The organism is Pseudomonas putida, assembly GCF_002906855.1.
Classification (GTDB): domain Bacteria; phylum Pseudomonadota; class Gammaproteobacteria; order Pseudomonadales; family Pseudomonadaceae; genus Aquipseudomonas; species Aquipseudomonas putida_N.
Map to the genome: position 1 here is coordinate 966,856 of NZ_MINI01000028.1, position 26,992 is coordinate 993,847.

General features: G+C 63.6%; 30 protein-coding genes and 1 pseudogene. 16 read left to right on the forward strand and 15 right to left on the reverse strand.

Going from position 1 to position 26,992, the window contains the following annotated elements; translation table 11 throughout:
- Positions 1–203 precede the first annotated feature (203 nt).
- Positions 204–1,187, forward strand: a complete 984-nt coding sequence (locus BGP85_RS04770) for a DNA-binding protein (RefSeq protein WP_103447435.1) — start codon at positions 204–206, stop codon at positions 1,185–1,187.
- 56 nt (positions 1,188–1,243) lie between these two features.
- Entirely contained in the window at positions 1,244–1,414 is a 171-nt protein-coding gene (locus BGP85_RS28835; protein ID WP_181004496.1) for a DUF6021 family protein, read from the forward strand.
- A gap of 47 nt (positions 1,415–1,461) precedes the next feature.
- Here the strand turns inward: BGP85_RS28835 and BGP85_RS04775 are convergent, their stop codons facing one another.
- Both BGP85_RS04775 and BGP85_RS04780 read right to left on the reverse strand, forming a co-directional pair.
- Positions 1,462–1,713: a hypothetical protein gene (locus BGP85_RS04775; protein ID WP_103447434.1), complete on the reverse strand. Its 252-nt coding sequence runs from the start codon at positions 1,711–1,713 to the stop codon at positions 1,462–1,464.
- Positions 1,714–1,737: 24 nt separating this feature from the next.
- Entirely contained in the window at positions 1,738–2,238 is a 501-nt protein-coding gene (locus BGP85_RS04780; RefSeq protein WP_103447433.1) for a DUF4142 domain-containing protein, read from the reverse strand.
- A gap of 162 nt (positions 2,239–2,400) precedes the next feature.
- On the opposite strand from BGP85_RS04780, the gene BGP85_RS04785 reads away from it, so the two are divergent.
- A complete protein-coding gene (locus BGP85_RS04785; RefSeq protein ID WP_103447432.1) occupies positions 2,401–3,966 on the forward strand; it encodes a sensor domain-containing diguanylate cyclase in 1,566 nt (521 codons plus the stop codon).
- A 4-nt stretch (positions 3,967–3,970) separates the two neighbouring features.
- Here the strand turns inward: BGP85_RS04785 and BGP85_RS04790 are convergent, their stop codons facing one another.
- Complete coding sequence (locus BGP85_RS04790) at positions 3,971–4,477, reverse strand: GNAT family N-acetyltransferase (RefSeq protein ID WP_103447431.1); 507 nt, start codon at positions 4,475–4,477, stop codon at positions 3,971–3,973.
- Positions 4,478–4,587: 110 nt separating this feature from the next.
- Here BGP85_RS04790 and dksA point away from each other — a divergent pair, with 110 nt between their 5' ends.
- The gene (dksA, locus tag BGP85_RS04795; RefSeq protein WP_103447430.1) at positions 4,588–4,995 is read left to right on the forward strand and encodes an RNA polymerase-binding protein DksA; all 408 of its coding nucleotides are present in this window, start codon (positions 4,588–4,590) and stop codon (positions 4,993–4,995) included.
- On the opposite strand, the gene BGP85_RS04800 is transcribed toward dksA, so the two are convergent.
- A complete protein-coding gene (locus tag BGP85_RS04800; RefSeq protein WP_103447429.1) occupies positions 4,992–5,705 on the reverse strand; it encodes an MgtC/SapB family protein in 714 nt (237 codons plus the stop codon). The two genes, dksA and BGP85_RS04800, sit on opposite strands and share 4 nt — an antisense overlap.
- Positions 5,706–6,088: 383 nt before the next feature.
- Between BGP85_RS04800 and BGP85_RS04805 the strand changes: the two genes are divergently transcribed.
- Positions 6,089–6,562 (forward strand): sterol desaturase family protein, encoded by a 474-nt coding sequence (locus BGP85_RS04805; RefSeq protein WP_103447428.1) that lies wholly within the window; start codon positions 6,089–6,091, stop codon positions 6,560–6,562.
- Here BGP85_RS04805 and BGP85_RS04810 read toward each other — a convergent pair.
- Positions 6,519–7,406 carry a bile acid:sodium symporter family protein gene (locus BGP85_RS04810; protein ID WP_103447427.1) on the reverse strand — a complete coding sequence of 296 codons (888 nt, stop codon included), beginning with the start codon at positions 7,404–7,406 and terminating at the stop codon, positions 6,519–6,521. The two genes, BGP85_RS04805 and BGP85_RS04810, sit on opposite strands and share 44 nt — an antisense overlap.
- 192 nt (positions 7,407–7,598) lie before the next feature.
- Here BGP85_RS04810 and BGP85_RS04815 point away from each other — a divergent pair, with 192 nt between their 5' ends.
- The 9 genes and pseudogenes from BGP85_RS04815 to ku all read left to right on the forward strand — a co-directional run bounded on the left by BGP85_RS04815 (position 7,599) and on the right by ku (position 16,129).
- Positions 7,599–8,480, forward strand: coding sequence for a Dyp-type peroxidase (locus BGP85_RS04815; RefSeq protein WP_103447426.1), 882 nt, complete (start codon positions 7,599–7,601; stop codon positions 8,478–8,480).
- A 90-nt stretch (positions 8,481–8,570) separates the two neighbouring features.
- Entirely contained in the window at positions 8,571–9,479 is a 909-nt protein-coding gene (locus BGP85_RS04820; RefSeq protein WP_103447425.1) for an aldo/keto reductase, read from the forward strand.
- Between the two features lie 4 nt (positions 9,480–9,483).
- On the forward strand, positions 9,484–10,773 hold the full coding sequence (locus BGP85_RS04825) for an NTP/NDP exchange transporter (RefSeq protein WP_103447424.1): 1,290 nt from the start codon (positions 9,484–9,486) through the stop codon (positions 10,771–10,773).
- A 158-nt stretch (positions 10,774–10,931) separates the two neighbouring features.
- Positions 10,932–11,054: pseudogene (locus tag BGP85_RS04830) on the forward strand (general stress protein); the annotation flags it as partial.
- 60 nt (positions 11,055–11,114) lie between these two features.
- Positions 11,115–12,443 carry an iron-containing redox enzyme family protein gene (locus tag BGP85_RS04835; RefSeq protein WP_103447422.1) on the forward strand — a complete coding sequence of 443 codons (1,329 nt, stop codon included), beginning with the start codon at positions 11,115–11,117 and terminating at the stop codon, positions 12,441–12,443.
- Positions 12,443–13,396 (forward strand): methyltransferase, encoded by a 954-nt coding sequence (locus BGP85_RS04840; RefSeq protein WP_103447421.1) that lies wholly within the window; start codon positions 12,443–12,445, stop codon positions 13,394–13,396. Before BGP85_RS04835 ends, BGP85_RS04840 begins: the two co-directional genes overlap by 1 nt.
- A 6-nt stretch (positions 13,397–13,402) precedes the next feature.
- Positions 13,403–14,560 (forward strand): carboxylate-amine ligase, encoded by a 1,158-nt coding sequence (locus tag BGP85_RS04845; RefSeq protein WP_103447420.1) that lies wholly within the window; start codon positions 13,403–13,405, stop codon positions 14,558–14,560.
- A 47-nt stretch (positions 14,561–14,607) separates the two neighbouring features.
- Positions 14,608–15,198 carry a 5'-methylthioadenosine/S-adenosylhomocysteine nucleosidase family protein gene (locus BGP85_RS04850; protein ID WP_103448260.1) on the forward strand — a complete coding sequence of 197 codons (591 nt, stop codon included), beginning with the start codon at positions 14,608–14,610 and terminating at the stop codon, positions 15,196–15,198.
- Between the two features lie 91 nt (positions 15,199–15,289).
- Positions 15,290–16,129 (forward strand): non-homologous end joining protein Ku, encoded by an 840-nt coding sequence (ku, locus tag BGP85_RS04855; RefSeq protein WP_103447419.1) that lies wholly within the window; start codon positions 15,290–15,292, stop codon positions 16,127–16,129.
- Positions 16,130–16,226: 97 nt separating this feature from the next.
- Here ku and BGP85_RS04860 read toward each other — a convergent pair whose 3' ends face one another.
- The 5 genes from BGP85_RS04860 to ligD are packed head-to-tail and all read right to left on the reverse strand — an operon-like array spanning position 16,227 to position 21,772.
- A complete protein-coding gene (locus BGP85_RS04860) occupies positions 16,227–16,874 on the reverse strand; it encodes a glycosyltransferase (protein WP_103447418.1) in 648 nt (215 codons plus the stop codon).
- Entirely contained in the window at positions 16,871–17,470 is a 600-nt protein-coding gene (locus BGP85_RS04865; protein ID WP_103447417.1) for a class I SAM-dependent methyltransferase, read from the reverse strand. The genes BGP85_RS04860 and BGP85_RS04865 overlap by 4 nt, the downstream gene beginning before the upstream one ends.
- Positions 17,471–17,481: 11 nt before the next feature.
- Positions 17,482–18,237, reverse strand: a complete 756-nt coding sequence (locus tag BGP85_RS04870) for a PIG-L deacetylase family protein (protein WP_103447416.1) — start codon at positions 18,235–18,237, stop codon at positions 17,482–17,484.
- Positions 18,234–19,277: an acyl-CoA dehydrogenase family protein gene (locus tag BGP85_RS04875; RefSeq protein ID WP_103447415.1), complete on the reverse strand. Its 1,044-nt coding sequence runs from the start codon at positions 19,275–19,277 to the stop codon at positions 18,234–18,236. The genes BGP85_RS04870 and BGP85_RS04875 overlap by 4 nt, the downstream gene beginning before the upstream one ends.
- Positions 19,274–21,772, reverse strand: a complete 2,499-nt coding sequence (gene ligD / locus BGP85_RS04880) for a DNA ligase D (RefSeq protein WP_103447414.1) — start codon at positions 21,770–21,772, stop codon at positions 19,274–19,276. Before ligD ends, BGP85_RS04875 begins: the two co-directional genes overlap by 4 nt.
- A 129-nt stretch (positions 21,773–21,901) precedes the next feature.
- On the opposite strand from ligD, the gene BGP85_RS04885 reads away from it, so the two are divergent.
- Complete coding sequence (locus tag BGP85_RS04885; protein WP_103447413.1) at positions 21,902–22,366, forward strand: phosphotransferase system, HPr-related protein; 465 nt, start codon at positions 21,902–21,904, stop codon at positions 22,364–22,366.
- Positions 22,363–22,593: a metallothionein gene (locus BGP85_RS04890; RefSeq protein ID WP_103447412.1), complete on the forward strand. Its 231-nt coding sequence runs from the start codon at positions 22,363–22,365 to the stop codon at positions 22,591–22,593. The genes BGP85_RS04885 and BGP85_RS04890 overlap by 4 nt, the downstream gene beginning before the upstream one ends.
- Positions 22,594–22,608: 15 nt before the next feature.
- Here BGP85_RS04890 and BGP85_RS04895 read toward each other — a convergent pair whose 3' ends face one another.
- The 5 genes from BGP85_RS04895 to BGP85_RS04915 are packed head-to-tail and all read right to left on the reverse strand — an operon-like array spanning position 22,609 to position 26,896.
- Positions 22,609–23,034, reverse strand: a complete 426-nt coding sequence (locus BGP85_RS04895; RefSeq protein WP_103447411.1) for a hypothetical protein — start codon at positions 23,032–23,034, stop codon at positions 22,609–22,611.
- 16 nt (positions 23,035–23,050) lie between these two features.
- Complete coding sequence (locus tag BGP85_RS04900; RefSeq protein WP_103447410.1) at positions 23,051–23,998, reverse strand: lysylphosphatidylglycerol synthase domain-containing protein; 948 nt, start codon at positions 23,996–23,998, stop codon at positions 23,051–23,053.
- The gene (clsB, locus tag BGP85_RS04905; protein WP_103447409.1) at positions 23,998–25,200 is read right to left on the reverse strand and encodes a cardiolipin synthase ClsB; all 1,203 of its coding nucleotides are present in this window, start codon (positions 25,198–25,200) and stop codon (positions 23,998–24,000) included. The genes BGP85_RS04900 and clsB overlap by 1 nt, the downstream gene beginning before the upstream one ends.
- Positions 25,197–25,982 carry an endonuclease/exonuclease/phosphatase family protein gene (locus BGP85_RS04910; protein WP_103447408.1) on the reverse strand — a complete coding sequence of 262 codons (786 nt, stop codon included), beginning with the start codon at positions 25,980–25,982 and terminating at the stop codon, positions 25,197–25,199. Before BGP85_RS04910 ends, clsB begins: the two co-directional genes overlap by 4 nt.
- Entirely contained in the window at positions 25,979–26,896 is a 918-nt protein-coding gene (locus BGP85_RS04915) for a DUF72 domain-containing protein (protein WP_103447407.1), read from the reverse strand. Before BGP85_RS04915 ends, BGP85_RS04910 begins: the two co-directional genes overlap by 4 nt.
- Between the last annotated feature and the right edge of the window lie 96 nt (positions 26,897–26,992).

Consider the following 26,992-nt stretch of genomic DNA (forward strand, 5'->3'; position numbering starts at 1 on the left):
TATCGAATCTGCTTATCGGCGACGTTTCGCCGCCGGCGTACCGGCTGCATCGATCAGCTACGGGGAGCGCTGTTTTTCTAATTCACATGCGATAAGCCGTGATTATTAAGCCTTAGATTTAACTTGAAATATTGCCAGGCAAGGAACAAAATTCTTACGTAATTACATGGTACGTATCATGTTACGAAATCGTAGGAGCAATCATGGCCCGGGGCGGTATCAACAAGGCGGTAGTGCAGCAGGCGCGGCAGGTGCTGATCGCCCGGGGCGAGTACCCCAGCATCGATGCGGTACGTATCGAGTTGGGCAATACAGGCTCGAAGACCACCATCCATCGCTACTTGAAGGAGCTTGAGGGGCAGAAGCCTGTGGCCCTGCAGGGGCAGGCTGCCCTCAGCGATGCGCTGACCAAACTGGTATCGCAATTGGCTGCGCAGGTGCAGGAGGAAGGCGACGCCCGTATCGAGCAGGCCGAATGCGCGTTCAACGAGGAACGCGAAAAGCTTGAGGCGCGGTTGCAGCTGGCGCAGCAGGCACTGGCGGCCGCCCACCAGCAACAGCAGATCCAGGCTGCTGCACTGGCTGCCGAGTCGGAGCGCCTGGTGACTGCACAGAACTCGCTGCAGGCCGAGCAGTTGCGCAGCGCCAGCCTCAATCAGTCGCTGGGCGAACTGCAGGTGCGCCTGACCGACAAGGACGAGCAGGTCCGCTCACTGGAAGACAAGCATCGCCACGCCCGCGAAGCGCTGGAGCATTACCGCAGCGCCAGCCGCGAACAGCGTGAGCAGGAGCAGCGTCGCCACGAAGCGCAGACCCAGCAGTTGCAAGTGGAGCTGCGTCAATTGCAGCAAGGCATGATCGTCAAGCAGGACGAACTCACCCGCCTGCACCGCGATAACGAGCGGATGCTCGGTGAGCATCGCCAGGTCAACAGTGAGTGCAAGGTCAAGGATGAACTGCTCGAGCAGCGCGACTCGCAGATCCAGGGCTTGCGTACAATCCTCGCGCAGGCTCAAGGTGCCAGCGATGAAATGCGCCGGCAATTGCAGGTGCAATCGCAAAGCCTGGAAGACAAACGCGCGCAGTGTGCCGAGCAGGGCAGGCAATTGCAGCACTTGCACGATGAACTGGTTGACCGTGATGAGGCGCTCAAGGCCTGCCGCGCACAGCTGAAAGCGGTCAATTGAATCAAACTTCCTCAGCTGCCTGTGTTCTTCCGTAGACATCACCGGGAGAGCGCAACATGAACAAGCCAGAGCAGCATCGACAGGGGCCGCATTCCTCAGAGCAGGCGAGTAAAAAGCATGATCTGGGCTTCGACCCGGATTCGCCCGACCTTGAAGATCCGCAAGTCGACCCACAAGGGCCGGCCAAACCGCCCAGGGATGACGAGAAAGCCAACACCAAGCCCTGATGCAACACGCCCCATCGCCAGCAACTGGACGATGGGGCGGCTGTCATTCAGCTCTCAACTTGCTTGGCCGCTTCGACCCCTGATGAAGACAGCTTGATCGGATAGCTCATGCTGATTTGGTGATCATCACCCACCGCCACGCTACCGTCCTGGATCAATCCATGCTCCTGGAGCGTCTTGAGCATGCCGGCCACGGCTTTCTCGCCGCGGTAGTTGTCCAGTAGTTCCTTGCCCAGGCCGTGCGGGTGGGCGTGCAGCAGGCGAGTGAGGATTTCGCTACGCAGTGCATCATTACTCATGTGTGGCCTCGTGTGCTGGGACGGTCACTTGCCGTGGGTAGCCTGGAGTGCCTTGGCCTGTTCCAGGTGGTGCTCCAGGGTCGGCAGTGTTTCGCTGGCAAAGGCCTTCAGTTCAGGCTTGTCGGAGGACGCCGCTTCCTTCTTGAACAGTTCCACGGCCTTTTCGTGGGCGTCGACCTGGTTGTTTACGTACGACTTGTCGAACGACTCGTCACGCCATTCGAGGATCATCTTCTTCACCTTGTCGGTCAGCGTGGCTTCGTCGGGAACGCTGATATCCAGTTTGCGGGCAATGTCGCCAAGTTTCTGGTTGGCCTTGGTGTGGTCGGTGACCATCTGCTGGGCGAATGTCTTGATCTCGGCGTTCTGACTTTTTTCCATGGCCAGGTTGCCAGTGACCGTTTCGGCGATCCCGGCCTCAGTGGCGGCCTCGACAAAATCATCGGATGTCGCGGCCAGTGCCTGCAGCGACGCCATGCCCAGCACCAGCGACAACCCAGCGCGTTTGATAAACAAATTGCTCATGCCTGACTCCTTGATACCGGTGGCGCGACCTCAGTGTCGCGTACGGTTGAGCCGGGCTTGTTGGCAAAGGTTTAGTTTTTCTTGGCACCGGGCGACCACCGTGAGGCACCTGAGTGCTGAACTATAGTCAGAGGTGGCATACGCTTGAGGGCAAGGACTTCCATGAGTGCAGCCAGAAAACAGGATGACGACGGGCTGTTCGCGGCCAGTGGCGAAGGGCGTGCCTTGGTATTGTTCCGCCTCGTCCTGGCATTCATGGCCATGATGATGCTGGCATTCGTGCTGGTCGAAGGCTGGCGAACCTGGCGTGATTACCGGCTCGCTTTCAGCACTGCCGAGAACATGGTCAGCAACCTGGCCAGGGCCACCAGCCAGCATGCCGAAGACGCCATACGCCAAGTGGACGCGATCACCGCAGCGCTTGCCGAGCGTCTGGAGGGTGATGGCTTCGATCATCTTGACCGCCCACGCCTGCATGCATTGCTGGCCCAGCAGATGGCGATCATGCCGCAACTGCATGGCCTGTTTATCTACGCACCGGACGGCAGCTGGATCGTGACTTATCACGACGCGATACCGCCCAATGCCAACAATGCCGACCGCGACTACTTCATCTATCACCGTAGCCATACCGACCGCAGCGTGCACATCGGCTCGGTGGTGCGCAGTCGCACCACTGGCGACCTGATCATCCCCATCTCGCGCCGGCTCAATAATCGCGATGGCAGCTTTGCCGGGGTATTGCTCGGCACCATCAAGGTGGACTGGTTCGTGCGCTATTACGGTGATTTCAAAATCGATGAAAGGGGCGCGCTGGTGCTGGCCAAGCGCGATGGCACCATCCTGGTTCGCAGGCCGTTCGTGGAGCAAGTAGTGGGACGCAGCCTGGCCAACAGCGAGGTGTTTCGCAACCACCTGCCCTATGCCAACGAAGGCCTGGCCGAGGCGGTGGCGGTGATTGACGGGACCCCGCGGCTGTATGCGTACAGGGCATTGTCGAGTTATCCGCTGGTGGTGGAGGCGGGCCTGTCGCGGGAATCGATCATCGCGCCCTGGCGGCAGGATGTGATCAAGTCGGTCTCGGTACTGTCGCTGTTGTTGGCCGGCCTGGCTGCGTTCGGCTGGGTGGTGCTGCGCCAGCTGCGCGAGCGTATCGCCATCGAGCGGGCGCTGCACCAGGCGCACCAGACCCTCAAGTCACTGGCCCTGACCGATAGCTTGACCGGGCTCGGCAATCGCCGGCGGCTGGATGCAGTGTTCGAGGCCGAACTCAAGCGGGCTCGGCGCCAGGGGCGTCCGGTGGCGCTGGTCATGCTCGATCTGGATTACTTCAAGCTCTATAACGACCGCTATGGCCACCCAGCCGGCGATCAATGCCTGCGGCGCTTTGCCGAGCTCTTACAGCAAGCGTTGAAGCGGCCTGCGGACCTGGCAGTGCGCTATGGCGGTGAAGAATTCACCGTGTTGCTGCCTGACACCGATGTAGCAGGCGCCGAACTGGTTGTCGAAGAGATCATGCAGTTGCTGCGCCGCCACGCGATCACCCACGCCGGTAGCCCGTTGGGAGTGGTATCGGCCAGTGCCGGGATCGCCGTTGGCTATCCGACACTGGATGCCAGCACGCCAGAAAGCCTCATGGCGGCGGCTGACGCTGCGTTGTACCAGGCCAAACGGCAGGGGCGTGATGGTTATACGGTGGCAGCCGCGTTGGCAGAAAGTACCGAATGACTGCTCAAGCCAGAGCCAAGCGCATTGCACACCGCCCACTCAAACCATGCGCACGCTCTGTTGCCAGAATGCCCTGCAGTCTTGCGTCAAGCTGCTGATCATTGAGCACTTCGAACCCGTATCGGGCATAGAAGGGGCCATTCCAGGCTACTTGCGCAAAGGTAGTCAAAGTCAGCGTCAGGACACCCCGATCTCGCGCCACGGCACATGCCTGGTCGAGCAACTGCCTGCCGATACCTTGCCCCTGCAGCTGCAACCGTACCGAAAGCTCGTGAACATGCAGCGCTTGGCGTTCCAGGCTCATGCACACAAAGCCCAGGACCTGCCCATGGTCATCCTCGGCCAACCAGCTGCCATGATCGTCAATGAAGGCCTTGTGCGCCATTTCGTCCAGCCCCTCGGCATTGGCCAGCCAGGCCAGTTCAGGCAGCCGCAAGAATGCGTGTGCGGCGGATTGCTCGACTGCAATCAACTGGGCGATGTCAGCGGGCAGGGCGGGGCGTATGTGCATTGGATGTTCCTCCGTGGACGGGCAACAGTCTGCGGTGAGCTGGGCGGGACTTGCAATGAATGGGTTATAACGTAACATTTGCAGTTTCCCAGCCACGTGAGACTGCCTTGATGACTGAAGAGGAACTGCTGCGCCAGGCTCCTGCAGCCTACATGAACGAAGTCCAACAGCAATTTTTCCGCAAGTTGCTGCTTGGCCAGCGCTTCGACCTGCAAGCGCGTATCGACGAGGAGTTCCAGGCACTGCGCGAGCAGGAAGTGCACAGCGACCCGGCTGACATCGGCAGTGCCGAAGAGGAACGGCGGTGGCGGCTGCGCTCGCTGGAGCGGGAAAAGAAACTGCTGGACAAGATCGACCAGGCGTTGGAGCGCCTGGCCCGGGGTGAATATGGCTGGTGCGAGGAAACCGGCGAGCCGATCGGCCTGCACCGCCTGCTGCTGCGCCCTACGGCAACGCTGTGCATCGAAGCCAAGGAGCGCCAGGAGCAGAAGGAGCGGCACCTGCGCGAAGTGCGTTAGTCCGCTGCCAGCGCCTGGGCCTGCAACTGCCAGCGCACCGAGCTGACGCCTTTCTCCAGGCTCACCCGACCCACCAGCCGCTCCAGTTGCGCCGGCGCCTGCGGGTTGCCGAGCAGTTCTGCGCGCACTTCCAGGCGCGCCGGGTTGGCCAGGTCTTCACTGTGCAGCGATTGCAGGCGCAGCTGTGGGTCGCCCAGGCTGTGCAGCATCAGGCTGCGCACCTGGATCTCATCTTCGGCGCGGCAGACGATGCGCACCTCGAACCGTTGTTCGACCTCGCTGGCGGGCAGCACCTCCTGGCGGTCGAGACGCTGGGCGATGTCGCGCAGCAGGATGTTGGCACACAGCACCATCAGGCTGCCCAGCGTTGCCTCTAGCAACAGCCCGAGGCTGCACAACACACCGACCGCCGCGGTGCACCAGAGTGTGGCGGCGGTGTTCAGGCCACGCACATTGAAGCCATCGCGCATGATGACCCCGCCACCGAGAAACCCGATACCCGACACCACGTAAGCGGCCACCCGCGAGGCATCGTTGGGTGCCATGCCAGGCACTGCCTGGGTCATCAGCACGAACAGGCAGGCACCGGTGCTGACCAGCGCGTTGGTGCGCAGCCCGGTCAGGCGCTGGCGCAGTTGGCGCTCGGCACCGATCAGAGCGCCGAGCAGCAGGGCAATGCCGACGCGCAGCAGAAAGACTTTCCAATCCATAGCAAACCTCTTCCACGGGCACACGCCCGCACGGTTGAATAACCAGAAAATGCGCAGGACCACGAAAGGGAAGAGGGGGAAAGCCTTCAAAGGCTGAAGAATTCCACCGCCTGGCCAATGGCGAGACAGTGGCAGGAAGCTGCCGGACTAGCTCGCCGTGTGGGCCTGTCGCAAGCGACTGGGGCTACTGTCCAAAGCAGGACTCCTGTTCAGGGATGCGAAATTGCGTCGCGGACCTTACGCCGCCGTCCACGCCGGGTCAAGGGCAGAAACATGACAAGGGATTCATCAGGAAATGCCCTACAGCAGGTCACGCCTGCATAGAAATAAACCTGGGTAATCGGTACCCTTGCGCCATTCTCCGCCATACCCCGGACCGTTACATGCTGTTCAATCTCGCCGTGCTGCTCGGCACCCTGGTGGCCATGGAAGGTGTCGGCACGCTGGCTCACAAGTACATCATGCATGGCTGGGGCTGGTGGCTGCACCGTTCGCACCACGAGCCGCAGCTGGGCATGCTGGAAACCAACGACCTGTACCTGGTGGCCCTGGGGCTGATCGCCACGGCGTTGATCGCCCTGGGCAAGGCCGGCCATGCGCCCTTGCAGTGGGTGGGCGCTGGCGTGGCCGGGTATGGCGTGCTGTACGTGCTGGCCCACGACGGCTTCTTTCACCGGCACTGGCCGCGCAAGCCGCGGCCGGTCAACCGCTACCTCAAGCGCCTGCACCGCGCCCATCAGTTGCACCACGCCGTGAAGGGGCGTACGGGCAGCGTGTCGTTCGGCTTTTTCTATGCGCCGCCGCTGAAAGTGCTCAAGCGCCAGCTGCAGGCGCGGGTGCCACGCGACCGCGGCTGACCCACCAGCCAAACCCTGCGGCGGTGAAGAACATGATCAGGCTGTACAGCGCGGCTGGCACGGCCATGGTGGCGTTGTTCAGCAGCGAGGGGCTCAGCGCCAGGGCGATGGCCAAGGTACCGTTATGGATGCCGATCTCCATGCCGATGGCGATGGCCTGGCGCTTGGGAATGCTCAGCAGGCGCGGCACCCAGTAGCCGAGAGTGAGACTGATCAGGTTGAACACTAAGGCTGCCAGGCCCACCACCGGGGCATATTCGACAACGGTCTGCCAGTCCTTGGCCAGCGCCAGCACGATGGTGAATGCCAGGAACAGCGCTGCCACCAGCTTCATCGGTTTTTCCATGCGTGCAGCAAATCGCGGTGCCCAATGGCGGATCATCATGCCCAGGGCCACCGGCAGCAGGACGATGGCGAACACCTGCATGACCTTGGCGAATTGCAGCGGAATTGCCTGATCCGATGTCATGAACCAGGCCAGCGACAGGTTTACCAGCAGCGGCATGGTCAGGATCGCAATCAACGAATTGACCGCCGTCAAGGTGATGTTCAGCGCCACATCACCATGGGCCAGGTGGCTGAACAAGTTGGCCGTGGTGCCGCCCGGGGACGCGGCCAGCAGCATCAGGCCGACCGCCAGCGCCGATTCCAGGCCAAAGCCATTGGCAATCAGGAAACATACCAGTGGCAGCAGCAGGAGCTGGCAGCACAGGCCAACCACCACCGGTTTCGGGTATTTCACCACGCGGGCGAAGTCGGCCAGTGTCAGGGACAAGCCGAGACCGAGCATGATGATGCCCAGTGCCAGGGGGAGGAACGCAGTCAACAAGGGTGAGGCGGTCATGGGCAGGCACTCGGGCAAGGGATGCAGGCAGTCTAGGCCGGCCTTGCGGGCCGGCTGATCGCAATGCGCCAGTACTTGGTAACCGTTTGTTACCGGATTACTGGCAGACCTTGACGCACAGCGTCTCCCTGCCGCGTTGCGATAGGCGCCCCAGCGCAGTAGCATTCCGCTTTTGCCGAGGATTAGTCTGTCATGCCGTTCCAGCAAGGTCTGCTTGCCACCCCCGTGCCGGCCCACGCCCGTCACCTGTTCTTCGCCCTGCAGTCGCCCGAGGCGCTGCCTGCCATACTGGATGTATTGCTGCCGCAGGTGGATGGCCAGAACCTGATCCTCGGTATCGGTGCGCCGTTGGTAAAAGCCCTTGGCCGCGACATCCCTGGCCTGCGCGCCTTCCCGCAGCTTGATGCCGCGGTGGAAAACCCGAGCACTCAGCACGCCCTGTGGTTGTGGCTGCGCGGCAACGAACGTGGCGACCTGCTGCTTCAGGCCCAGGCACTGGAACAGGTGCTGGCCCCGGCATTGCACCTGGCTGACAGCGTCGATGGCTTCGTGCACCGCGGTGGCCACGACCTGACCGGTTACGAAGACGGCACCGAGAACCCGGTGGACCAGGATGCGGTGGATGCCGCCCTTCTAGCCGGCGGGCAGCCAGGCCTGGCCGGTTCCAGCTTCGCCGCTTTCCAGTTGTGGAAGCATGATCTGGAGTACTTCAAGTCGCTGCCTCAGGCTGACCAGGACAACATCATCGGCCGCCGCCTGAGCGATAACGAAGAACTCGATGACGCGCCCGCGTCAGCTCACGTCAAGCGCACCGCCCAGGAAAGCTTCGAGCCGGAAGCGTTCATGGTGCGCCGTTCGGTCGCCTGGGCCGACAGCCGTGGCGCAGGCCTGGCGTTCGTCGCACTGGGCCACAGCTTCGATGCCTTCGAAGTGCAGCTGCGGCGCATGAGCGGCCTGGAAGATGGCATCATCGACGGCCTGTACCGCTTCAGCCGGCCGCTGACCGGTGGCTACTACTGGTGCCCACCGATGACCGAGGCGGGTCTGGACCTGAGCGCATTGCTGCAGGCCTGATCACAAAATATCCAGATACACAATCACCTGCCAGCGCAGGGGAGAGCGGCTAGCCTTGAAAGTTTCCGACTTATTGGCGGGAGCCTTGCCATGTTCAAGCGTCGCGATGTCCTACGCGCTGGTGCGGCGTTGGGGTTGGTAGCCGCCAGCCCTTGGCTGCATGCCGCCAGCTCCGCTGGGTTGCTGACGCGCAAGGTCCCCTCCACGGGCGAGGCCTTGCCGGTGATTGGTGCTGGCACTTCCGGCAGTTTCGAGGTCGAGGCCGGCTCCACCGAGTTCCAGCAGCTCAAGGTGGTGCTCAAGGCATTCTTCGACGGTGGCGGCAAGGTGATCGACACTTCGCCCAACTATGGCGGCGCCGACAGCGTTCTCGGGCAGTTGCTGGAGGAGGGCGGCTGGCACCGGCAGTGCTTCATTGCCACCAAGATCGCTGCCGACAGCCGGGCCGATGCCGAAGCGCAATGGGCCGGCACGCTCCGGAGCCTGCGCACTGACAAGGTCGACCTGCTGCAGATCCACAACCTGCGCGACTGGCAGACGCAACTGCCCTATGCCCGCGAACTCAAGCAGCAGGGCAAGGCCCGTTACGTCGGTATCACCCATTACCTGAACAGCGGCCACGAAGACGTGGCGCGCATCGTGCGCAGCGAGCCGCTGGACTTCATCCAGATCAACTATTCGGTGAATGCCCCACAAGCGGCACGCGAACTGCTGCCGTTGTGCCAGGACAAGGGCGTCGCCGTGCTGATCAACCGCGCTTTCGACGACGGCCGGTTGTTTGCCAGGGTGAAGGACCAGGCCCTGCCGGCGTGGGCCGCCGAGGCCGGTGTCGGCAGCTGGGCACAGCTGTTTCTCAAGTTCGCCATCAGCCACCCGGCAGTGACCACGGTGATACCGGCGACCGGGCGACCGGAGCGTCAGGTTGACCAGCTCAAGGCAGGGCATGAGCCGCTGCTCACCCAGGCGCAACAACAAGCGCTGATCAAGCAGTTCGCCTGAGCCCATGAACAGCTGGGGCAGGCGCCTCGTCCAGCCCGGGGAGGGGCCTGCGGTGATCGCCGGGCTATCGCTGTTCTACCTGCTGTTCACCGGCTACTTCATGCTGCGGCCGGTGCGCGAAACCATGGGCGTGGCGGGCGGTGTAGATAACCTGCAATGGCTATTCACCGGCACCTTCATCGCCACCGTGGCCAGCCTGCCGCTGTTTGGCTGGCTGGCCTCGAAAGTACCTCGCCGGCACATCCTGCCCTGGACCTATGGTTTCTTCGCCAGCAACCTGGTGCTCTTCGCTGTGCTGTTTGCGGTTGATCCAGACGACCTGTGGAACGCCCGGGCTTTCTACATCTGGCTGTCTGTGTTCAACCTGCTGAGCATTTCGCTGGCCTGGAGTGTGCTCACCGACCTGTTCTCCACCGAGCAGGGCAAGCGCCTGTTCGGCCTGCTGGCTGCCGGGGCCAGCTTGGGTGGCCTGAGCGGGCCGATCCTGGGTACGCTGCTGGTGGCGCCATTGGGGCACGCCGGGCTGGTGCTGCTGGCCGGGTTGTTGCTGGTGGGCAGCGTGGTCGCCTGCGCCTGGCTGCAACACTGGCGCGATCGCAACCCATTGCCTGATACGAATGAACAGCCCACATCGCGCGCCCTGGGCGGAAATCCCTTCGCCGGCGCGACCGCCGTGTTGCGCTCACCTTATCTGCTGGCGATTGCCTTGTTCGTGGTGCTACTCGCCAGTGTCAGTACCTTCCTGTATTTCGAGCAGGCCCGCATCGTCAGCGAAACCTTCATTGATCGTACGCGCCAGACCCAGGTTTTCGGCCTGATCGACACCGTGGTGCAGGCGCTGGCCATCCTCACGCAAGTGTTCCTCACCGGCCGCCTGGCCAGGCGCATGGGCGTAGGCGTGCTGCTGGTGGCGGTTCCGCTGGTGATGGCAGCGGGTTTCCTCTGGCTGGCGCTTGCACCGGTATTTGCCCTCTTCGTGGTAGTCATGGTGGTGCGCCGGGCGGGTGAATATGCGCTGGTACGGCCAGGCCGCGAGATGTTGTTCACGGTCTTGCCGGCCGAGGACAAGTACAAGGCAAAAAACTTCATCGACACTGTGGTGTACCGCGGTGGCGACGCCCTGAGCGGCTGGCTCAAGCGCGGGTTGGACCTGCTGGCCGATCACCCCCAGCTGGCGATGCTGATCGGCGCTGGGCTTTCCATAGGCTGGGCGTTGACGGGTGGTTGGTTGGGCAGACGTCAGCGCCAGGCAGAATCGGCTGTCGCGCCAAATAAACCACCGCCGCATATTTAACGCCACCGGTCCGAACCCTTCGCAATAAAACGAATCCCCCCGATATTTCCGAACTCCGACCTTATGTACGGCGCAGCGCCGTGCACTTCGAAAGCCACAAGAGGTTAGAGACCATGGCCAACAAAGAAAACAGCCGCAGCGGCAGCCAGGGCGGCAACAAGAACCCAGGCAACTTCGCCAATGATCGCGAGAAGGCCTCCGAGGCCGGTCGCAAAGGCGGCCAGCAATCCGGCAGCGGCCGGACCAGCAGCGAGTCGGGCCGCAAGGGCGGCCGTTCGTAAGTGAGGCAACGCAGTGCCGGGGCAACCTGGCGCTGCGGTCTGCCGGATCAGGAGCAAGGCATGACGGTCATAACTCTCAACAGCCCTGTAGCTCCAGGGACCTTGGCCACTGGCAGCAGCCTTGCCAGCCGTTACCATGCGCTGTTGTCGGGCGAAGACCACGACAGTTGCCAATGGCTGGCGGCCAGGCTGGCCGAGGCCAGCGCCTTGGCCGATGACCTGCCGGATACGCCTGGGCAGCTCGATGCCTGGAGCACACGTCATGCCGCGCAGGTCGCCCATGAGCATGCCCACTACTTGGAGCAACGTCGTCACGGCGCCCCCCGGCGCTATTTTGTCAATCGCGCCCAGGCTCTCTGGTTCCTGCAACAAGTGGCACCGACCAAGGCCGTCGACGGTGCCTGGCTGCACGCCACCCTGCGGCATTGGCACGACCCGCGGTACCACGGTCTGATCCGCACCTATCTTGAAGAATTGGGTGATGGCGACCCGCGCAGCAATCACGTGCTGATCTACCAGCGCCTGTTGAGTCGACTAGGTTGCCTCGAGCCACTTGCGCTAGACGATGAGCGCTATCTGCAAGGGGCCTTGCAGCTCGCCTTGGGCCGGTACGGGGACAGCTTCCTGCCGGAGGTGATCGGCTACAACCTGGGCTACGAACAGCCGCCCCTGCACTTGCTGATCACCACCCACGAACTGGCTGAACTGGGTATAGACGGTTATTACTTTCAGCTGCATGTGACCATCGATAATGCCGCCAGCGGCCATGCTTGCAAATCCATCCGTGCGGTGCAGCAGCTGTGCCCCGAGCAGGATACCGAGACGTTCTACCGCCGGGTTCGCCACGGCTACCGGCTCAATGATCTGGGCACCCCGGCACCGACCTTGATCAGCCGTTTCGACCTTGAGGCCGAACTGCTGGCAGCCCTCGAGCGCAAACGCGCTTTTGGCCAGTTCATGCATGCCGACCGTTGTCGCTTGCAGCAGCGTACGGTGAATCAGTGGCTAGCCGAAGCTGGCACGCTGCCGGCATTTCTGCAGGCATTGCAGACTCAAGGCTGGATCAAGCGCGGGCAGAACCCGGCAGACAGCCGCTGGTGGTCGCTGATCGAAGGCCCGCGCGCGCCCATGTTCGGGGTGTTCAACGCCTACGATAAGCAGCTGTGGCACGACTGGATCGCCGCCGACTGGCAGCCGCCCCTGTGCCGCGTTGCGCCCGGCAGCTGGTTGCCAGACGTGCCAGCGGCGACCGAAAACACCTCCCACGCACAAGACATCGACAGCCTCATCGCCGACATGGCCGGCAATCGTCATGCCCTGCCCCGGGGCCTGTGCGCCACCCGTGCCTACCTTCGCATTACCGGCCTGGCCCAGGAGGGCCCGCACTGATGATGCTCAATCCACAACAGGCCCGGGCCGACGAGGCGCTGCTCCAGCTTGGCCGGCGCCTGCGTGCAGATGGTTACCGCTTCACCTGCGTGACACCGGCTACCCAGGCACGCCACAACGCCCGGCCGGGCGCCGAGCATGCCAGCAACCTGCGCGATGTGTTTGGCTGGAGCCGACCGTTCTCGCCTTCACTGATCGCCAGCGACGAACTGCAACAGCTGCGCGCCGCCGATGTGGTGGCCGAAGAGGGCGAGTGGTTGCGCAGCCGAGTACGCTGGTCGAGCCTGGACGACCTGCTACTGGTGCATTCGGCCTACCCGACCGAGGCCAGTGATGCGGTGTTCTTTGGCCCCGATAGCTACCGCTTTGCCCAGGTCATCCACGACCACCTGCAGCGCAGCCCGATCCCTGTCCAGCACGCCGTCGATATCGGTTGCGGCAGTGGTGTCGGTGCACTGGTGATCGCCCGTGCGGCCCACCATGCTCAGGTCAGCGCCGTCGATATCAACCCGCTGGCCCTGCGTTACACGGCCATCAATGCGGCATTGGCCGGTGTCAGCAATGTGTCGGTCGAACCGAGTGACCTGCTGGACGACATCAGCGGCAATTTCGACCTGATCGTGGCCAACCCGCCGTACATGCTCGATGCCGGGCAACGCACCTACCGCCATGGTGGCGGGGCGCTGGGCGCGGAACTGTCGCTGCGTATCGTCGAGCAGGCCCGGGAGCGCCTGAGCCCGGGTGGCTCGTTGCTGCTGTACACCGGGGTCGCCATCGTCGAAGGCCGTGACGCATTGCTCGAAGCCATTCGCCTGCGCCTGGCCGGGCCAGAATGGGCATGGGTGTACCGCGAAATCGACCCCGATGTATTCGGCGAGCAACTGCTGGAGCCAGGCTACGAGCGGGTCGATCGCATTGCGGCGGTGGCACTGACCGTCAACCGCTGCGCCTGATGCCGCATGTACCGCCCCTGTACGTTTGGCATCGAAGAAGAGTACCTGCTGGCGGTTCTGGCCAGTGGTCGGCTGTTGACCTCACCTTCGCCCGCAGTGGCCCGACGCTGCCGTGATGCAGCGGGCCAGTATTTTGTCGAAGAGATGTTTCGCAGCCAGATCGAAATTGCCTCGCCGATATTCGGTAACCTGCACGAGGCTTGCGAATTCTTTCAAGAATACCGCCATCGCCTCAATGCGAGTCTGGCCGAGGAGGGCGTTGGCCTCTACTGTGCGTCCAGTCACCCCAATGCGCCGTGGCTGCGCCAGAAGGCCAGGCCTTCGCCGCACTATCGCCAAGTCTTCGACGACTACCAGCTGGTTGCCAGGCGCAGCCTGCTCAATGGCCTGCACGTCCACGTCGGCGTGCCGCCTGGCTGTGATCGCATGCAACTGATCAACCGCCTGTTGTACTGGTTACCCCTGCTGTTGGTGCTGAGCACTTCGTCGCCCTTCTGGGGCGGGGAGGATACCGGCTACATGAGCTACCGGCGGGTGATCTGTGGTGAGTGGCCGCATATGGGGCTGCCGGAGGCATTGCCGGACTGGGCTGCCTACGAGCGTTACCGGGCGTTGCTGCAACGTACCGGGGCGCTGGCAAAGGACGGCGATTTCTGGTGGGCAATCAGGCCGTCGCGGCGCTTCCCCACCGTGGAATTGCGCATCTGCGACGCCTGCCCTGATCTGGAAGATGCACTGTGCGTGGCCGGTTTGTTCCGCTATTTGGTGGAACACAACCTGCAGCCCCGATACGACCCCATGCCGCTTGGCCGTGAACTGCGCTGGATTACCCAGGAAAACTACTGGCGAGCCATGCGCCATGGTCGTTTTGCCGAGTTCATCGGGCTGCATGACCAGCAACCGGTCACCGCACAGGGCTGGCTGAGCCAGCTGCAGGCGCGTCATGCCGTCGACACGGTGGACGCTGAACGGGCCTGCCAGCAGGCTCAGCTCATCCTGCAGGCTGGCACCAGTGCCGACCACCAGCGCCAGGTGCGGGCACGGGCACTTGCCGATGGCGCAACCGCTGCCCGCGCGTTGCAGGCGGTGGCTGCGCAGGTGCTGGCCCAAGGCCGTGGCGAGCCCGTAACGGCGCAGACGTCGGCAGGGCTTGCAATCAGGTAGCGATGGCCGACAATGGCGGCGCCCAAGCCATTCGGACCCCCTGCGCCATGATGCTGATCAAGCAATTCCCCGACATTTCCCTCGCCGATACCTTGTTCGTCTTCGCCCTGGAGGCAGAAGCCGGCGAGGTCTTCAGCGAGGTGAGGACCGTGTTCACGGGTATCGGCAAGGTCAACGCCGCCATCGCCCTGACCCGGGCCATACAGCAGCAGCGCCCCAAGCTGATCGTCAACCTCGGCTCGGCCGGCAGCCAGCGCCACGGCAAGGGCGAGGTGGTGTGCTGCACGCGCTTCGTGCAGCGCGACATGGACGTGACCCCGCTGGGCTTCGCCCGCTATGAAACGCCGCTGTCGAACATCCCGGTCCTGCTGGAGCATGGCCAGGCGATCCCCGGCTTGCCTGTGGAAATCTGCGGCAGCGGTGACAGCTTCGAGGTCAACCATGGCGATGCCCCTTACGATGTGGTCGACATGGAGGCCTACGTGTTTGCGCTGATTGCCCGCGAAGAGGGCATTCCGTTCGTGTGCCTGAAGTACATCTCCGATGATGCTGGCAGCGATGCGGCGGGGGACTGGGCAGTGCAGGTGCACCTGGCGGCCGAGGCGTTCAAGCGGGTGCTGTTCACCCAGGTGGGCTGACCCACCCGCAGGGCGAATCGAGTAAACCTTCGCGGCGCCACGCAGTCACTTCTGGTAGGAGGCCCATCGTCGGGCCTGGGAGGTGCAGGCAATGGCCAGGGCTATCTGGAAAGGCGCGATCAGTTTCGGTCTGGTCCATATCCCGGTGTCGCTCAATACCGCGGTGCGCACCGAGCGGGTCGATTTCGACTGGCTCGACAAGCGCAGCATGGAGCCGGTGGGCTACAAGCGGGTGAACAAGGTTACCGGCAAGGACATCGACAAGGACAACATCGTCAAGGGTGTGGAGTACGAGAAGGGCCGCTACGTGGTGATCAGCGAGGAGGAGATCCGCAAGGCCCGCCCCGAAGCCACCCAGACCATCGATATCTTCTCGTTCGTCGAAGCGCAGGACATCCCCCTGCAGCAGTTCGATACCCCCTATTATCTGAGCCCCGACAAGCGCGGTGGCAAGGTTTATGCCTTGCTGCGCGAAACCCTGGAGGCGACCGGCAAGGTGGCGCTGGCCACCGTGGTACTGCATACCCGCCAGCATCTGGCGCTGCTGCGCCCGCTGGAATCAGCGCTGGTGATGATCACCCTGCGCTGGCCGGAAGAAGTGCGGGGCCTGGAAACGCTGGAGCTGGACAACAGCGTGACCGACAGCAAGCCCGACAAGCGCGAGCTGGAGATGGCCAAGCGGCTGGTCGAAGACATGAGCGGGCCGTGGGCGCCGGATGAGTACCACGACGCGTTCCGCCAGACCATCATGGACCTGGTTGAGGAAAAGGCCAGCAAAGGCAAGATCAGCGTGGTGGACAAGGGCGAGGCAGCTGGCAGCGAGAAGAGTGCCGATATTATCGACCTTACCGAACTGCTCAAGCGCAGCCTCGGTGGCAAGAAGCCCGCCGCCGCGAAAAAAACGGCCAAGCGTAGCCGCAAGGCCTCCTGAACCCTGGTCCGGTCTCTTCGCGGGTGAACCCGCTCGCACAGGTATATCATCGCCCTTGAGGCATGTGTGGTACCCGCGAAGAGGCCGGAACAGGTCACTACAGACTCGCCAGATAATCCCCAAACCCTTCCCGAGCCCGGCTGTCGATGCGGCTGCTGGTCGCCACACTGTGCCTGGCCGTCCACACGATCTGCGCACCATCGGCCTCAAGGTCACGCACCAGTTGCACATCTTCATGGGCCGCCAGCGGCTGAAACCCGCCCACCCGCTCATAGGCCCGGGCACACACGCCAAGGTTGGCCCCATGGACATGCCGATGGCCCTCCCGCGCTTCATAGCGGCTGAGGTAGAGCTTGCGCAGCGCTGCCCGTTGCCAAGGCTGCCAATGGGCAATATGCACCGTGCCGCACACCACCTCGGCCGTGCAGGCCAGCTGCGATAGCAACCAGTGCGCAGGCACCTGGCTATCGGCATCGGTGCAGGCCAGCCAGCTGGCGCCGCGCTGAAGCATCCATTCGGCTCCCAGGCGGCGTGCCATGCCGACGTTGCCGGCCTCGACCGCAAGTACATCGACAGCATGCCGGGCGGCTACCTGGGCGCTGCCATCGACACAGCGATCAAGTACCACCAGCACGCGCACTCGATGGCCTGCCCGTTCAGCACTGGCCACGGCGGCAGCCATGGCCTTCAGGCAGCGCCCCAGGCGCCTGGCTTCGTTGTGTGCAGGAATCACCACGCCAATCATGGGCAAGTCTCGTCCAGGTCGACCAGGCTGGGCTGGCACGACCAGTACTCCAGCAGGAAGTCGGCTTCCTCGTGCCGGTAGACGGCGAACAGCGGCAGGTGCCTGGCCAGCAACTGGTGTACCTCACGGCCATCCTGCGGGCAGCCCGCGATCGGATGTTTCCAGTGGCAGGCAAGCAGGCCTCCGTCGTACGTCAGGCTGGCGACCGACTGCTCGATGACCTGCAGCCAATCGGTTGGGTCGAGGTAGTAACCGATCTCACTGAGGACGATCAGGTCGAAGTGCCCCCCAGGCCAGTCACCGGGCAGCCTGGCCTGCTCGATCGAAGCATTCGGCACATCGACCAGGCGTTCACGGGCCAGGCCCACCGCCGTTGGGTCGAGGTCCTGGCAGAGCAGGTCGGCGCAGCGCTCGGCCAGCAGCACGCTCAGTTCACCATTGGCACAGGCCGGCTCGAAGATCCGCTGGTAGCACTGGCGCGGCAGGCTGGCCGCGACCAGCTCGCGTTTGCGTTTTTCATACCAGCGGGTGCGGAACGCCCACGGGTCTTCGTTGCGGGCATACAGGTCGGCGAAATATTGCGCATCGAGGCTCATGACCACTCCGTTTAAAGAAACACCAGTTCGAACGGTTGCAACAGACAATCCAGCAGCCGGGCCGGCAGCACGGGTGGGCGCGGGCCGTCCGGCTCCAGCTGGCTGACATGGGCGGCCAGGGCCTTGCGTTTGCGCGCCAGGGCGGTGTCGTCCAGCTCAATGCGGTGGGCCCGTGGCCAGGGCAGGCGCGGGTCGTCCGGCTGTGCCCAGTACCAGGCCCACACCGGCACTTCGATCAATTGCGCCTTGCGCGCTTGCGCAGCCTGCGCCGCGGCTCTGCCGACCGCCTCGTGATCGCCATGCCCATCGTGGCGCCAGGTCGCCATCAGCACGTCATCGGGCCGCAGCACCTGGGTCAGGTGGTTGACCAGAAAGGCCTCTTCGCGAGGCAAGGCGCCGTCCTTGAGGTTCAGTCGGCGCCAGTCCAGGCGGTTGAGGTCCAGATCGAGTTGCTGCAAGGCCTGCCGGCTCTCAAGCGGGCGTTGCCTGCGCAGGCGATGCTCGGTCCAGTGTTCAGAGCCACAGTGGCTAGCCTCACCGTCGGTGGCGGAAATCAGCAGCAGTTCGTTTTCGCGACCGTGAAAATGCGTCAGCAAGCCGCCGGCCATCAGCACTTCGTCGTCCGGGTGCGGTGCAATCAGCACCAGGCGGCGCCCGGGCGGGCACAATTGCTGTGGCGTTATCCAGGTGGCACGCGCCAGGTGGGCGGCCTGCTGCCACTCGGCCCAGGGTGTACCGTCGCTGGACTGGATCAGGTTGGTGTTCATAGCTTCCACGCTCCGGCTGGTACTTGTGTCACTTGCGCACCCAATGCCGCTAGGTCGCGTTCAGCATGGCTCTGGCGAATGAACACCGGCAGGTCGGCGCTGAGACGGGCAAAGTGGCTGTTACAGCAGAACGGCGTCGCCCCCAGTGCACGGCCGACGTGGCCAATGACCTGCTCGACGGCGTGCTCGACCTGGGCGCGGGTGCGGCGCACTTCGTAGCTGGCGTCGGTATCGGGGTGGCGGTCGATCCACGCTGCGCATTCCCTTAGCGCTGCGCGGGCGCCGAACAAGGCGGCATCGACGGCGCCCAGGTGGGCATCGGCATGGGCGTCGCGGTGGGGGTTGTGGCAATGCGCCCGCAGATAATCTGCCAAGGCTTCGGCGGCGCCGTACCAGCAGGCGGCAATGCCGGCACCGCCGTGCCAGAAGCCTGGGCGCGACAGATACTGCCCGGGCCTGCCGATGGCGGTGCCGGGGGTGTTGTCGAACGTCACCTCGACGCTCGCCGTGTTGGCCATGCCCACGGCCTGCCAGCGATCGATGCTCAAGCCCTGGCTTGGGTGCGCCAGTTCGATCGCCACCAGCTGTGGCTGGTCGTCTTCGGCCCAGGCGGTAATCAGCGCCCGGTCGATTTGCAGTGCGCCGGAGCACCAGGCCTTGCGCCCGGCCAGGCGCACCTGGTCGCCGTCACGGGCGACGATGCGTGCGCGGGCATCTGGCGGCTCGGCGGCCCAGACGCCCCAGATGCCTTCATCGACGTGGTGCGCTGCGCCACATTCCGCGAGGATGGCCAAGGCATCGGTATGGCCCTCGTAAAGCTTGGCCAATGCCAGGTCGCAACCGGCCACTCGCGCCAGGGTCTGCCAGCGCCGCAAGGTGTTGCCTTGCCCGGGCAGGGGCAGCAGGTCCAGGTGGTCGGCCTGCAGGGCCTGGATCAGTTGCGGCAGCTGGGTGTCGAGGTTCAGCGGCTGCGGCCGTTCGCCAAAGTTGCGCAACAGCCGGTCGAGGTTGGTGAGGTCGAAATCCTGGACAATGCTCATGCCACCCCCATTTGCTTGCGCATGCGCGCGGTGATCGATTGGCGGGTCTTGGCCATGTCGGCCCACGGGTCGTCGATTTCGGCGAGGCGCTCGCGCAGGTTGCCGATATGCCACTGGTTGGCGCCCTTGAGCTGGGCCAGTTCCTCGCGCCAGATCGGCACCGATACCGGCAGGCCTTCTCGGGCTCGCAGGGAATACGCGCACACCGTGGTGGCGCCCTTGCCGTTGCGCAGATAGTCGATGAAGATCTTGCCCACTCGGTTCTTCGGCCCTGAAACAGCGCTCAGCCGATCTGGAAAAAGCTTGGCGAGGTAGTCGACGATGGCGTGGCTGAAATCCTTCACCTCGTCCCAACCGGCACGGCGGGTGAGCGGGACCACAAGGTGCATGCCCTTGCCGCCGCTGGTCTTGAGGAACACCTTCAGGCCCAGTTCGTCGAGCAGGGTGAGGGCCAGTTGCGTGGCCTCGAGCATGGCTTTCCACGGCAGCGCCGGGTCCGGGTCGAGGTCAAGCACGAAGCGGTCGGGCTTGTCGAAATCCTTGTCGGTGGCGTTCCAGGTGTGCAGTTCGAGCATGTTCATCTGCACCGCGCCCAGCAGGGTATCGGCGCGGTTGATGACCATGGCCGCCTGACCGGCTTCGGCCTTGTCGTAGGTGAGCACATGGGGGATGTGCAACTGGCCGGCGTTCTTCTGGAAGAACAGCTCCCCAGCCAGGCCGTCCGGGGCCCGCACCAGCGCCACGGGGCGATCCTTGAGTTGTGGCAATAGCCACTGGCTGACTTCGGCGTAGTACTCGGCAATCTGCCGCTTGGTCGCACCAATGGTAGCGTCGATCACCCGGTCGGGATGGGTCAGGCGCAGCTCGCCGAGGTCGTCCGAAAGGTCGGCTTGCTGGCGTTTGGGCAGGGTCTTGCCGGGCATGGCGCGCTCCAGGTCGATGGCGGTGGCAGGCTTGTCATCGCGCAGCCCATGGAACACCGCGTGGCGCACCACGCCGTCGCGGGTCATCTGGGCATAGGCAACCTCGGCCAGCAGCTGCGGTTTGAGCCAGTGCACGCCACGTGCTTCAACGCCGGTCGGCGGCCTGGGCAGAGCGGGCCTGGCGATTTCCAGTGGTTTGAGGCGAGCATGGATGCTGTCCAGCGTGGTGGCGCTGAAGCCGGTGCCAACCTTGCCGGCGTAACGCAGTTCGCCGCTGTCGTTGTCGTGCAGGGCCAGCAGCAGGGCCCCAAAGCCGCTGCGGCTGCCTCTGGGGTCGGTGAAGCCGACGATCACGAACTCCTGGCGTTGCTTGCACTTGAGCTTGACCCAGTCTGCGCTGCGCCGGCCGACATAGAGGCTGTCTGCGCGCTTGCCAATCAGGCCTTCGAGCTCAAGGCGGCAGGCGCTGTCCAGCAGCGAGTCGACAGGCTGGTCGAAGTCTTCGGAATACCTGAGCCTGTCCGACTGGTTGTGTTCGAGCAGCTGACGCAAGGCTTCGCGACGTTGCTGCAGCGGCAGTTGGCGCAGGTCGCGGCCGCCCAGGTATGGCAGGTCAAAGAGGTAGTAGCTGATCTGTTCGTCGTGATCGGTGTCGAAGGCATTCTGCAGGGCCTGGAAGTCGGCCTTGCCGTGCTCGTCGTTGACTACCATCTCGCCATCGAGCCACGCCGAATCGACGCCAAGCGCCCGCAGCGCGGCAACCTGGCCTGGCATCCTGGTGCTCCAGTCATGGCCATTACGGGTGAACAGGCGGATGTCGTCGCCGTCAATTCGGGCGAGCATGCGATAGCCGTCAAATTTCACCTCGTAACGCCAGTCGCCGTCGGGCGGCGAATCGACCAAGGTGGCGAGCTGCGGTTGAAAGTGCCCGGGCAGTGCAGCCTTGACCGCGCTGCCGGTTCGCTTACGGTTGGTCCGGGTTGCCGAGGACTTGGTTTTGGCCGTACGCCGGGGCAGCAGGGTGCGGTCACTGAGCACACTGTGCGGCTGGGCCTCGACGATGCTGTATTCGTCTTCGCTACGCGCTTGTTCGTCGTGCGACTTTACCAGCATCCATTGCTCTTTCTTGCCGGCCAGGTGGGTGCGGAACAGGTTCCACACACCGTTGAGCTTTTCGCCCTGCAAACGAAAGCGCAGCTTGCCCTTGGCATAGGCTTGGCGGGCATCGCCTTCGGGCTCCCAGATACCCCGGTCCCAGACGATCACGTCGCCGGCCCCGTAATGGCCCTCGGGGATATGCCCTTCGAAATCGGCGTAGTCCAACGGGTGGTCTTCGACATGCACCGCCAGGCGCCGCACTTTCGGGTCCAGTGATGGGCCTTTGGGAATGGCCCAGCTCTTCAGCGTGCCGTCTAGTTCCAGTCGAAAGTCGTAGTGCAGGTGGCTGGCGTCGTGCTTCTGGATGCAAAACTGCAGGGCGTGAGCGTGCTTGCCCCGGCCACGTTTGCCGCTGGGCTCGGGCGTGGCGGTGAAATCGCGCTTGCGTTCGTACTCTGCAAGGGGCTTGGCCATGGCGGGCTCCGGGGTGATTCCCTGTCTGTAGATTGGGAGGTGGCCACCTGCGTGCTAGTTCAAAAAAACTCTGAATCATCCACAGCTTGGCGGAGTCGACCGTGTGTACCGCACTGATGGAGAACCCCGATGAACCGATCCAATGACCCGAAGCCGTACACACCCACCGAAATCGATGACACCGAAGACCGCATGGGCAGCATCCGTGAACTGGACTTCAGCGACCGGAATGATGAGCACGAAGGCCGGGCCGGTGATGAGCGGCCAGCCGCCGAGGTGGCCCAGGAGTTCCCCGCGCGGCGCGTTGCCGAAAGCGGCATGACCGGCGGCGAGGCCCTGAGCGACAGCCTGCATGAAGACAATGTGACCTACGACGACCTCAGCCCCGATACGCTGCTGGATGAAACCGGCGCCCGCGACCCGTATGAACCTGGTGGCGGAGGGCCAGCGGACCAGGCCCTGCGCCACGTGGATGCCGACGAGATCGGCGGCGGCATCGGCCTGGACGAAGCCGAGCTTGCGCGCTCTGCACCACTGGACGGCGAGCCGTGGACAGATGATGTGATCGAAGACGACGAGGGGAACACACCATGAACGAGCAACGTTGTGCCTGTAACCACTGCAGCTGTACCGTCGATGCCAACGCCGTGCAGCAGGGTGGCCAGGCCTACTGCTGCGAGGCCTGCGCCAGCGGGCACCGCAATGGCGAACCTTGCCGCATGGCCGACTGCAAGTGTGGCGAAACCGTGCAGCCCAAGGAAAGCAGCGTGGACAATGCGCTGGAAGAGACCTTCCCGGCCAGTGACCCTATCTCGCCCTGATGCGCATCTTCTGGATCAATGGGTCTGCCAGATGCCCTCGTTGCGCTCGCAGTCTGCGCGAGCCTGGCCGAGGCTAGGCGTGTCGTAGTAGTAAGTGATGACCCTGGCATCCTTGGGCAGGGCCGGCTTCGTCGAAGGCTGGTCCCGCCCGCCGGCCTTGGGATTGGCCAGGGTTTCCTGGGTCAGCGGTGCGATGCAGCTGCCCACACTGCCATCGGCGCAGCGCGCCACCTTGTGTTTTTCGGTGCTGAGCATGTCCTTGCTCTCGTTGCTGCAAGACCAGCTGATCGCTTCAGCGGGCATGTTGCTGAAGCTGTAGCAGGTATGACCCTCGACCGGCTTTACCGCTTCGCTGGAGGAACGCGTCTGCACATCGCAGGCTTCGGCCAGCACTTCGCCGCTGGCCAGGCTGGCGAGCAATATCATCAGGTGAATGCGCATGTTACCTCGCGGGCCATCAGGCCGGTGTGTCGCGCTGGCGCATGGCCTTGGCGCGCTTTTCCAGGATCAGGTAGGTGAATAGGGCGACCAGCAGCGGAATCAGGTAATACAACGTCCGGTAACCGAGCAGTGCCGCCACCAGGGGGCCTTGGCCGATCTGCCCGTGGAGCAGGGAGAGGAATACCGTCTCGAGCACGCCAAGGCCGGCAGGTATATGGGCGACCACCCCCGCGACACAGCTGATCAGCAGGATGCCGAGGATCGAGGGGTAGAACGCTTCGCCAGGCAACAGCCAGAAGATCAGCAAGGCCATCATGGCCCAGTTGCTGGCACCCAGCGCCACCTGGCACAGCGCCAGGCGCAGCGAGGGCAGGGTAACTTCGTGTTCACGCCAGCGCCAGGTCCGCTTTTTCGCAAAGCCGCAAGCCAGCAGGTAGCCGACAGCGATGACCAGCAACAGCACACCGATCAAGCGCAGCCCTCCAGCGCCGACCGCCCAGTTCGCCGGCAACTCGACCAGCCCCAGGGCAAACACGCTGCCGGCCAGCAGCATGTAACCCATCCAGTTGGTCAGCAGGCCAAGGGTAAGGATGCGGGTAATGGTCGGTGTGTCCAGGCCCAGGCGACTGTACAGGCGATAGCGCAAGGCAACGCCACCCACCCAGGTGGTGAAGTTGAGGTTGAAGGCGTAGCACACGAATGCCACCGGTAGCACCTGCCGGGCCGGCAGGCGGTGCCCGGTATAAGCGCGGGCCAGCAGGTCGTAGCTGGCGAAGATCAGGTAGCTGCACAGCGCCAGCACCAGGCCTATGGCCAGCGTGCCCGGCTTGTAGGCCAGCAGCGACTGGCGTACTTCGTTCCAGTCCAGGTTGCGGGCCAGTACATAAAGCAATGCCGGGATGAGAATCAGAAACGCCACGGTGAACAACCGCTTGCCCCAGATTTGCCAAACTTTCTGTGCCATCAGGTATTGCCCTCATGCAGATCACCTTGGGCCTCGACCTCCGGCTGCACCGAACGCAGGCGCTGGCGGTGGGCGGGAAACCAGCCGGCGATCCGTGGGAAATGCCGGATGACGTGGAAGCAGACGAAAATCAGCGGTGCTCGCCACCAGTAGCCGCGAACCATCCGTTCCAGCGTCACCGGTTTGCACTGTTCGACGGCCAGTTGCTGCAGGTGCTCGAACAGGTGCTGATTGAAGGCCGGGTCACGGATGAACAGGTTGGCTTCCAGGTTGAACGACAGGCTCAGGGGGTCGAGGTTGCTGGAACCGACCGTGGCCCACTGGTCATCAACCAGCGCCACCTTGCCGTGCAACGGCCGCTGACAATACTCGAGGATGCGTACGCCGTCGCGCAGCAGGTAGTTGTAGAGCAGGCGCGACAGGGCGCGCACCCAGCGCATGTCAGGCTGGCCCTGGAGAATCAGCGTGACCTCGACGCCGCGTCGCGCCGCATTGCGCAGCTCGCGCAGCAGGCGGTAACCGGGGAAGAAGTAGGCATTGGCTACCACTATCCGCCGCTGCGCCGCACGCAAGGCCTGGAGGTAGTGGGCTTCGATGTCAGTGCTGCGCAGCCGATTGTCGCGTTCGATCAGCACCGCCGTGCTGTGGCCGGTCGGCTGTGTCACCGGGCGTACCTCACTGGGCGGCTCCAGCACCGGGGCCATGAGCCTGCGGCTGGCGGCATGCACCTGCGCGACCACCGGGCCGGTCACCTCCACGGCATAGTCCTGCTTGGCCATCGGACCGAAATCGCCCAGGTGGTCGGCACTGTAGTTGATTCCGCCGATGAAAGCCTGCTCACCATCGATCACCACGATCTTGCGGTGCAGGCGGCGGAACAGGTTGGTGCGCATACCGGCCAGCCGGGGTTGCGGGTCGAAGGCATGAAAGCTGACTCCGGCATCGGTCAGCGCTGCAACGAAGCTGTCGGGCAGGTCGGCGGTGCCGTAGCCATCCACCGCGACTTCCACCCGCACCCCGCGCCCAGCGGCATCGATCAGCACCTGCTGCAACTGCTGGCCGACCTTGTCGTCGTAGATGATGAAGGTTTCCAGCAAAATCTCTTCCCGCGCCCGGGCCATCGCCTCGAATACCCGTGGGTAATAGGCCTCGCCATTGATCAGCAGCTGGACACTGTTGCCCTCTACCCAAGGTCTGTTCACAGGTTGATCTCCGCAGCCAGTGGCGCATGGTCAGACAGGTGCGACCAGGGATACATCGAAAGCACCTGGGCCTTGGTCGGCATGGCATTGCGCAAATAGATGCGGTCCAGGCGCAGCAGTGGCAGGCGTGCCGGGAAGCTGCGTGCCGGGCTGCCAAAATGCTCGCCGAAGGCTTCGACCAGGCGCCGGGAGAGCACCGCATCGGCCTTGAGGCGCCAGTCATTGAAGTCGCCAGCAATAATCACCGGAGCCTGCGTCGGCAGGCTGTCGAGTAGCTTCAGCAGCAGTTGTACCTGGCTTTGCCGGTGCGCCTCGCGCAGCCCCAGGTGCACACAGACGGCATGCACCTGCGCATGGCCTGGCACCTCCAGGCGGCAATGCAACAGGCCGCGCTGTTCGTTGCCCTGGATCGACACGTCGAGATTCTCGTACTGCACGATCGGGAATTTCGACAGCAGGGCATTACCGTGGTCACCGTTGGGATACACCGCGTTGCGGCCATAGGCAAACTGCGGCCACATGCTGTCGGCAAGGAACTCGTACTGTGGCGTCTCAGGCCACGCAGGGTGGCGCACGGCATGCTGCTGGTGGCTGCCGTGCACTTCCTGCAGAAACACCAGGTCGGCATTGGTGGCGCGCACCGCGTCGCGCAGTTCGGGCAGAATGAAGCGCCGGTTGAACAGGGTGAAGCCCTTGTGCACGTTGATCGTCAGCACATTCAGGCGGTGCACCGCCGTCACTTTGTCGATGATGCAGTGGGGGGCGGGCAAGGTCTTGTTCATAGCTGCACCTGCGGTGTCACGCCCGGTTCGGTGAGCAGGTGGTAATCCAGCTTGAGCTTTTCCAGCAGGCGCCTCGCATCATAGGGGGCATGCACCTTCTGATCGTTGTCGAAGTAGCAGTAGATATCCCGTGACGCCCGTCGCGGCGGCGCCCCGGTCACGATCAGCTGCGCGTCATCGGCCTGGCCTCCTTCGGCCCAGGCTTGAATACGCTGCTTCCAGCGGCGCAAGGCACGTGACGTGTAGCCGCTGCTATAGAGCTCGACGTCACCGTGCAGGCGTATGTAGACAAAATCGGCGGTGACATCCTCGACATAGGGCCACTTGCCCGCGCTGTCTGTCACGACCAGGGCCACACCGTACTTGCGCAGCAGTTTGACGAAGGCTTGGCAGAGAAAACTCTCGTTGCGGATCTCTACGGCGTGGCGCAGCCGCACATTGCCTTTGATGGCGCTGCCGCCGTTATCCTTGAGTGCCTGCGCGCAACGCTGGGCGCAGGCGCGTGCGGCCTTGCGGTCCTTGGGCAGCAACTGGAAAAAGTGGCTGAATCGCGCTTCGTCGAACTTCATGTTCGGCGGAAACTGCCACAGGAACGGCCCAAGCTTGTCGCCGAGCAGCAGTGGCCCGGAGGCGAAGAAGTTGGCGATTGGCTCTTCGATTTCCTTCAGCCGGCGCACATGGGTGATGTAACGCGGGCCCTTGACCGCGAAAATGAAGTCGTCCGGGGTTTCGTCGCGCCATTTCACATAGCGTTCGGGCGTCTGCAGGCTATAGAACGAGCCATTGATCTCGATGCTGTTCACCGCTCGCGAGGCAAACGCCAGCTCGCTGTCCTGGCGCAGCCCCTTTGGGTAGAAGTCCTTGCGCCAGGGGCCGTAGCGCCATCCGGAAATGCCGATGCGGATATCGCTCATGCTGCTGTCCTCATAGCCTGCTCCGTAGAACGTCACTGTGAAGTTGCGACCGGGGCAAAGCGGTGAGGGTTCAGCGCAGTTGATCGAAGGCCATGC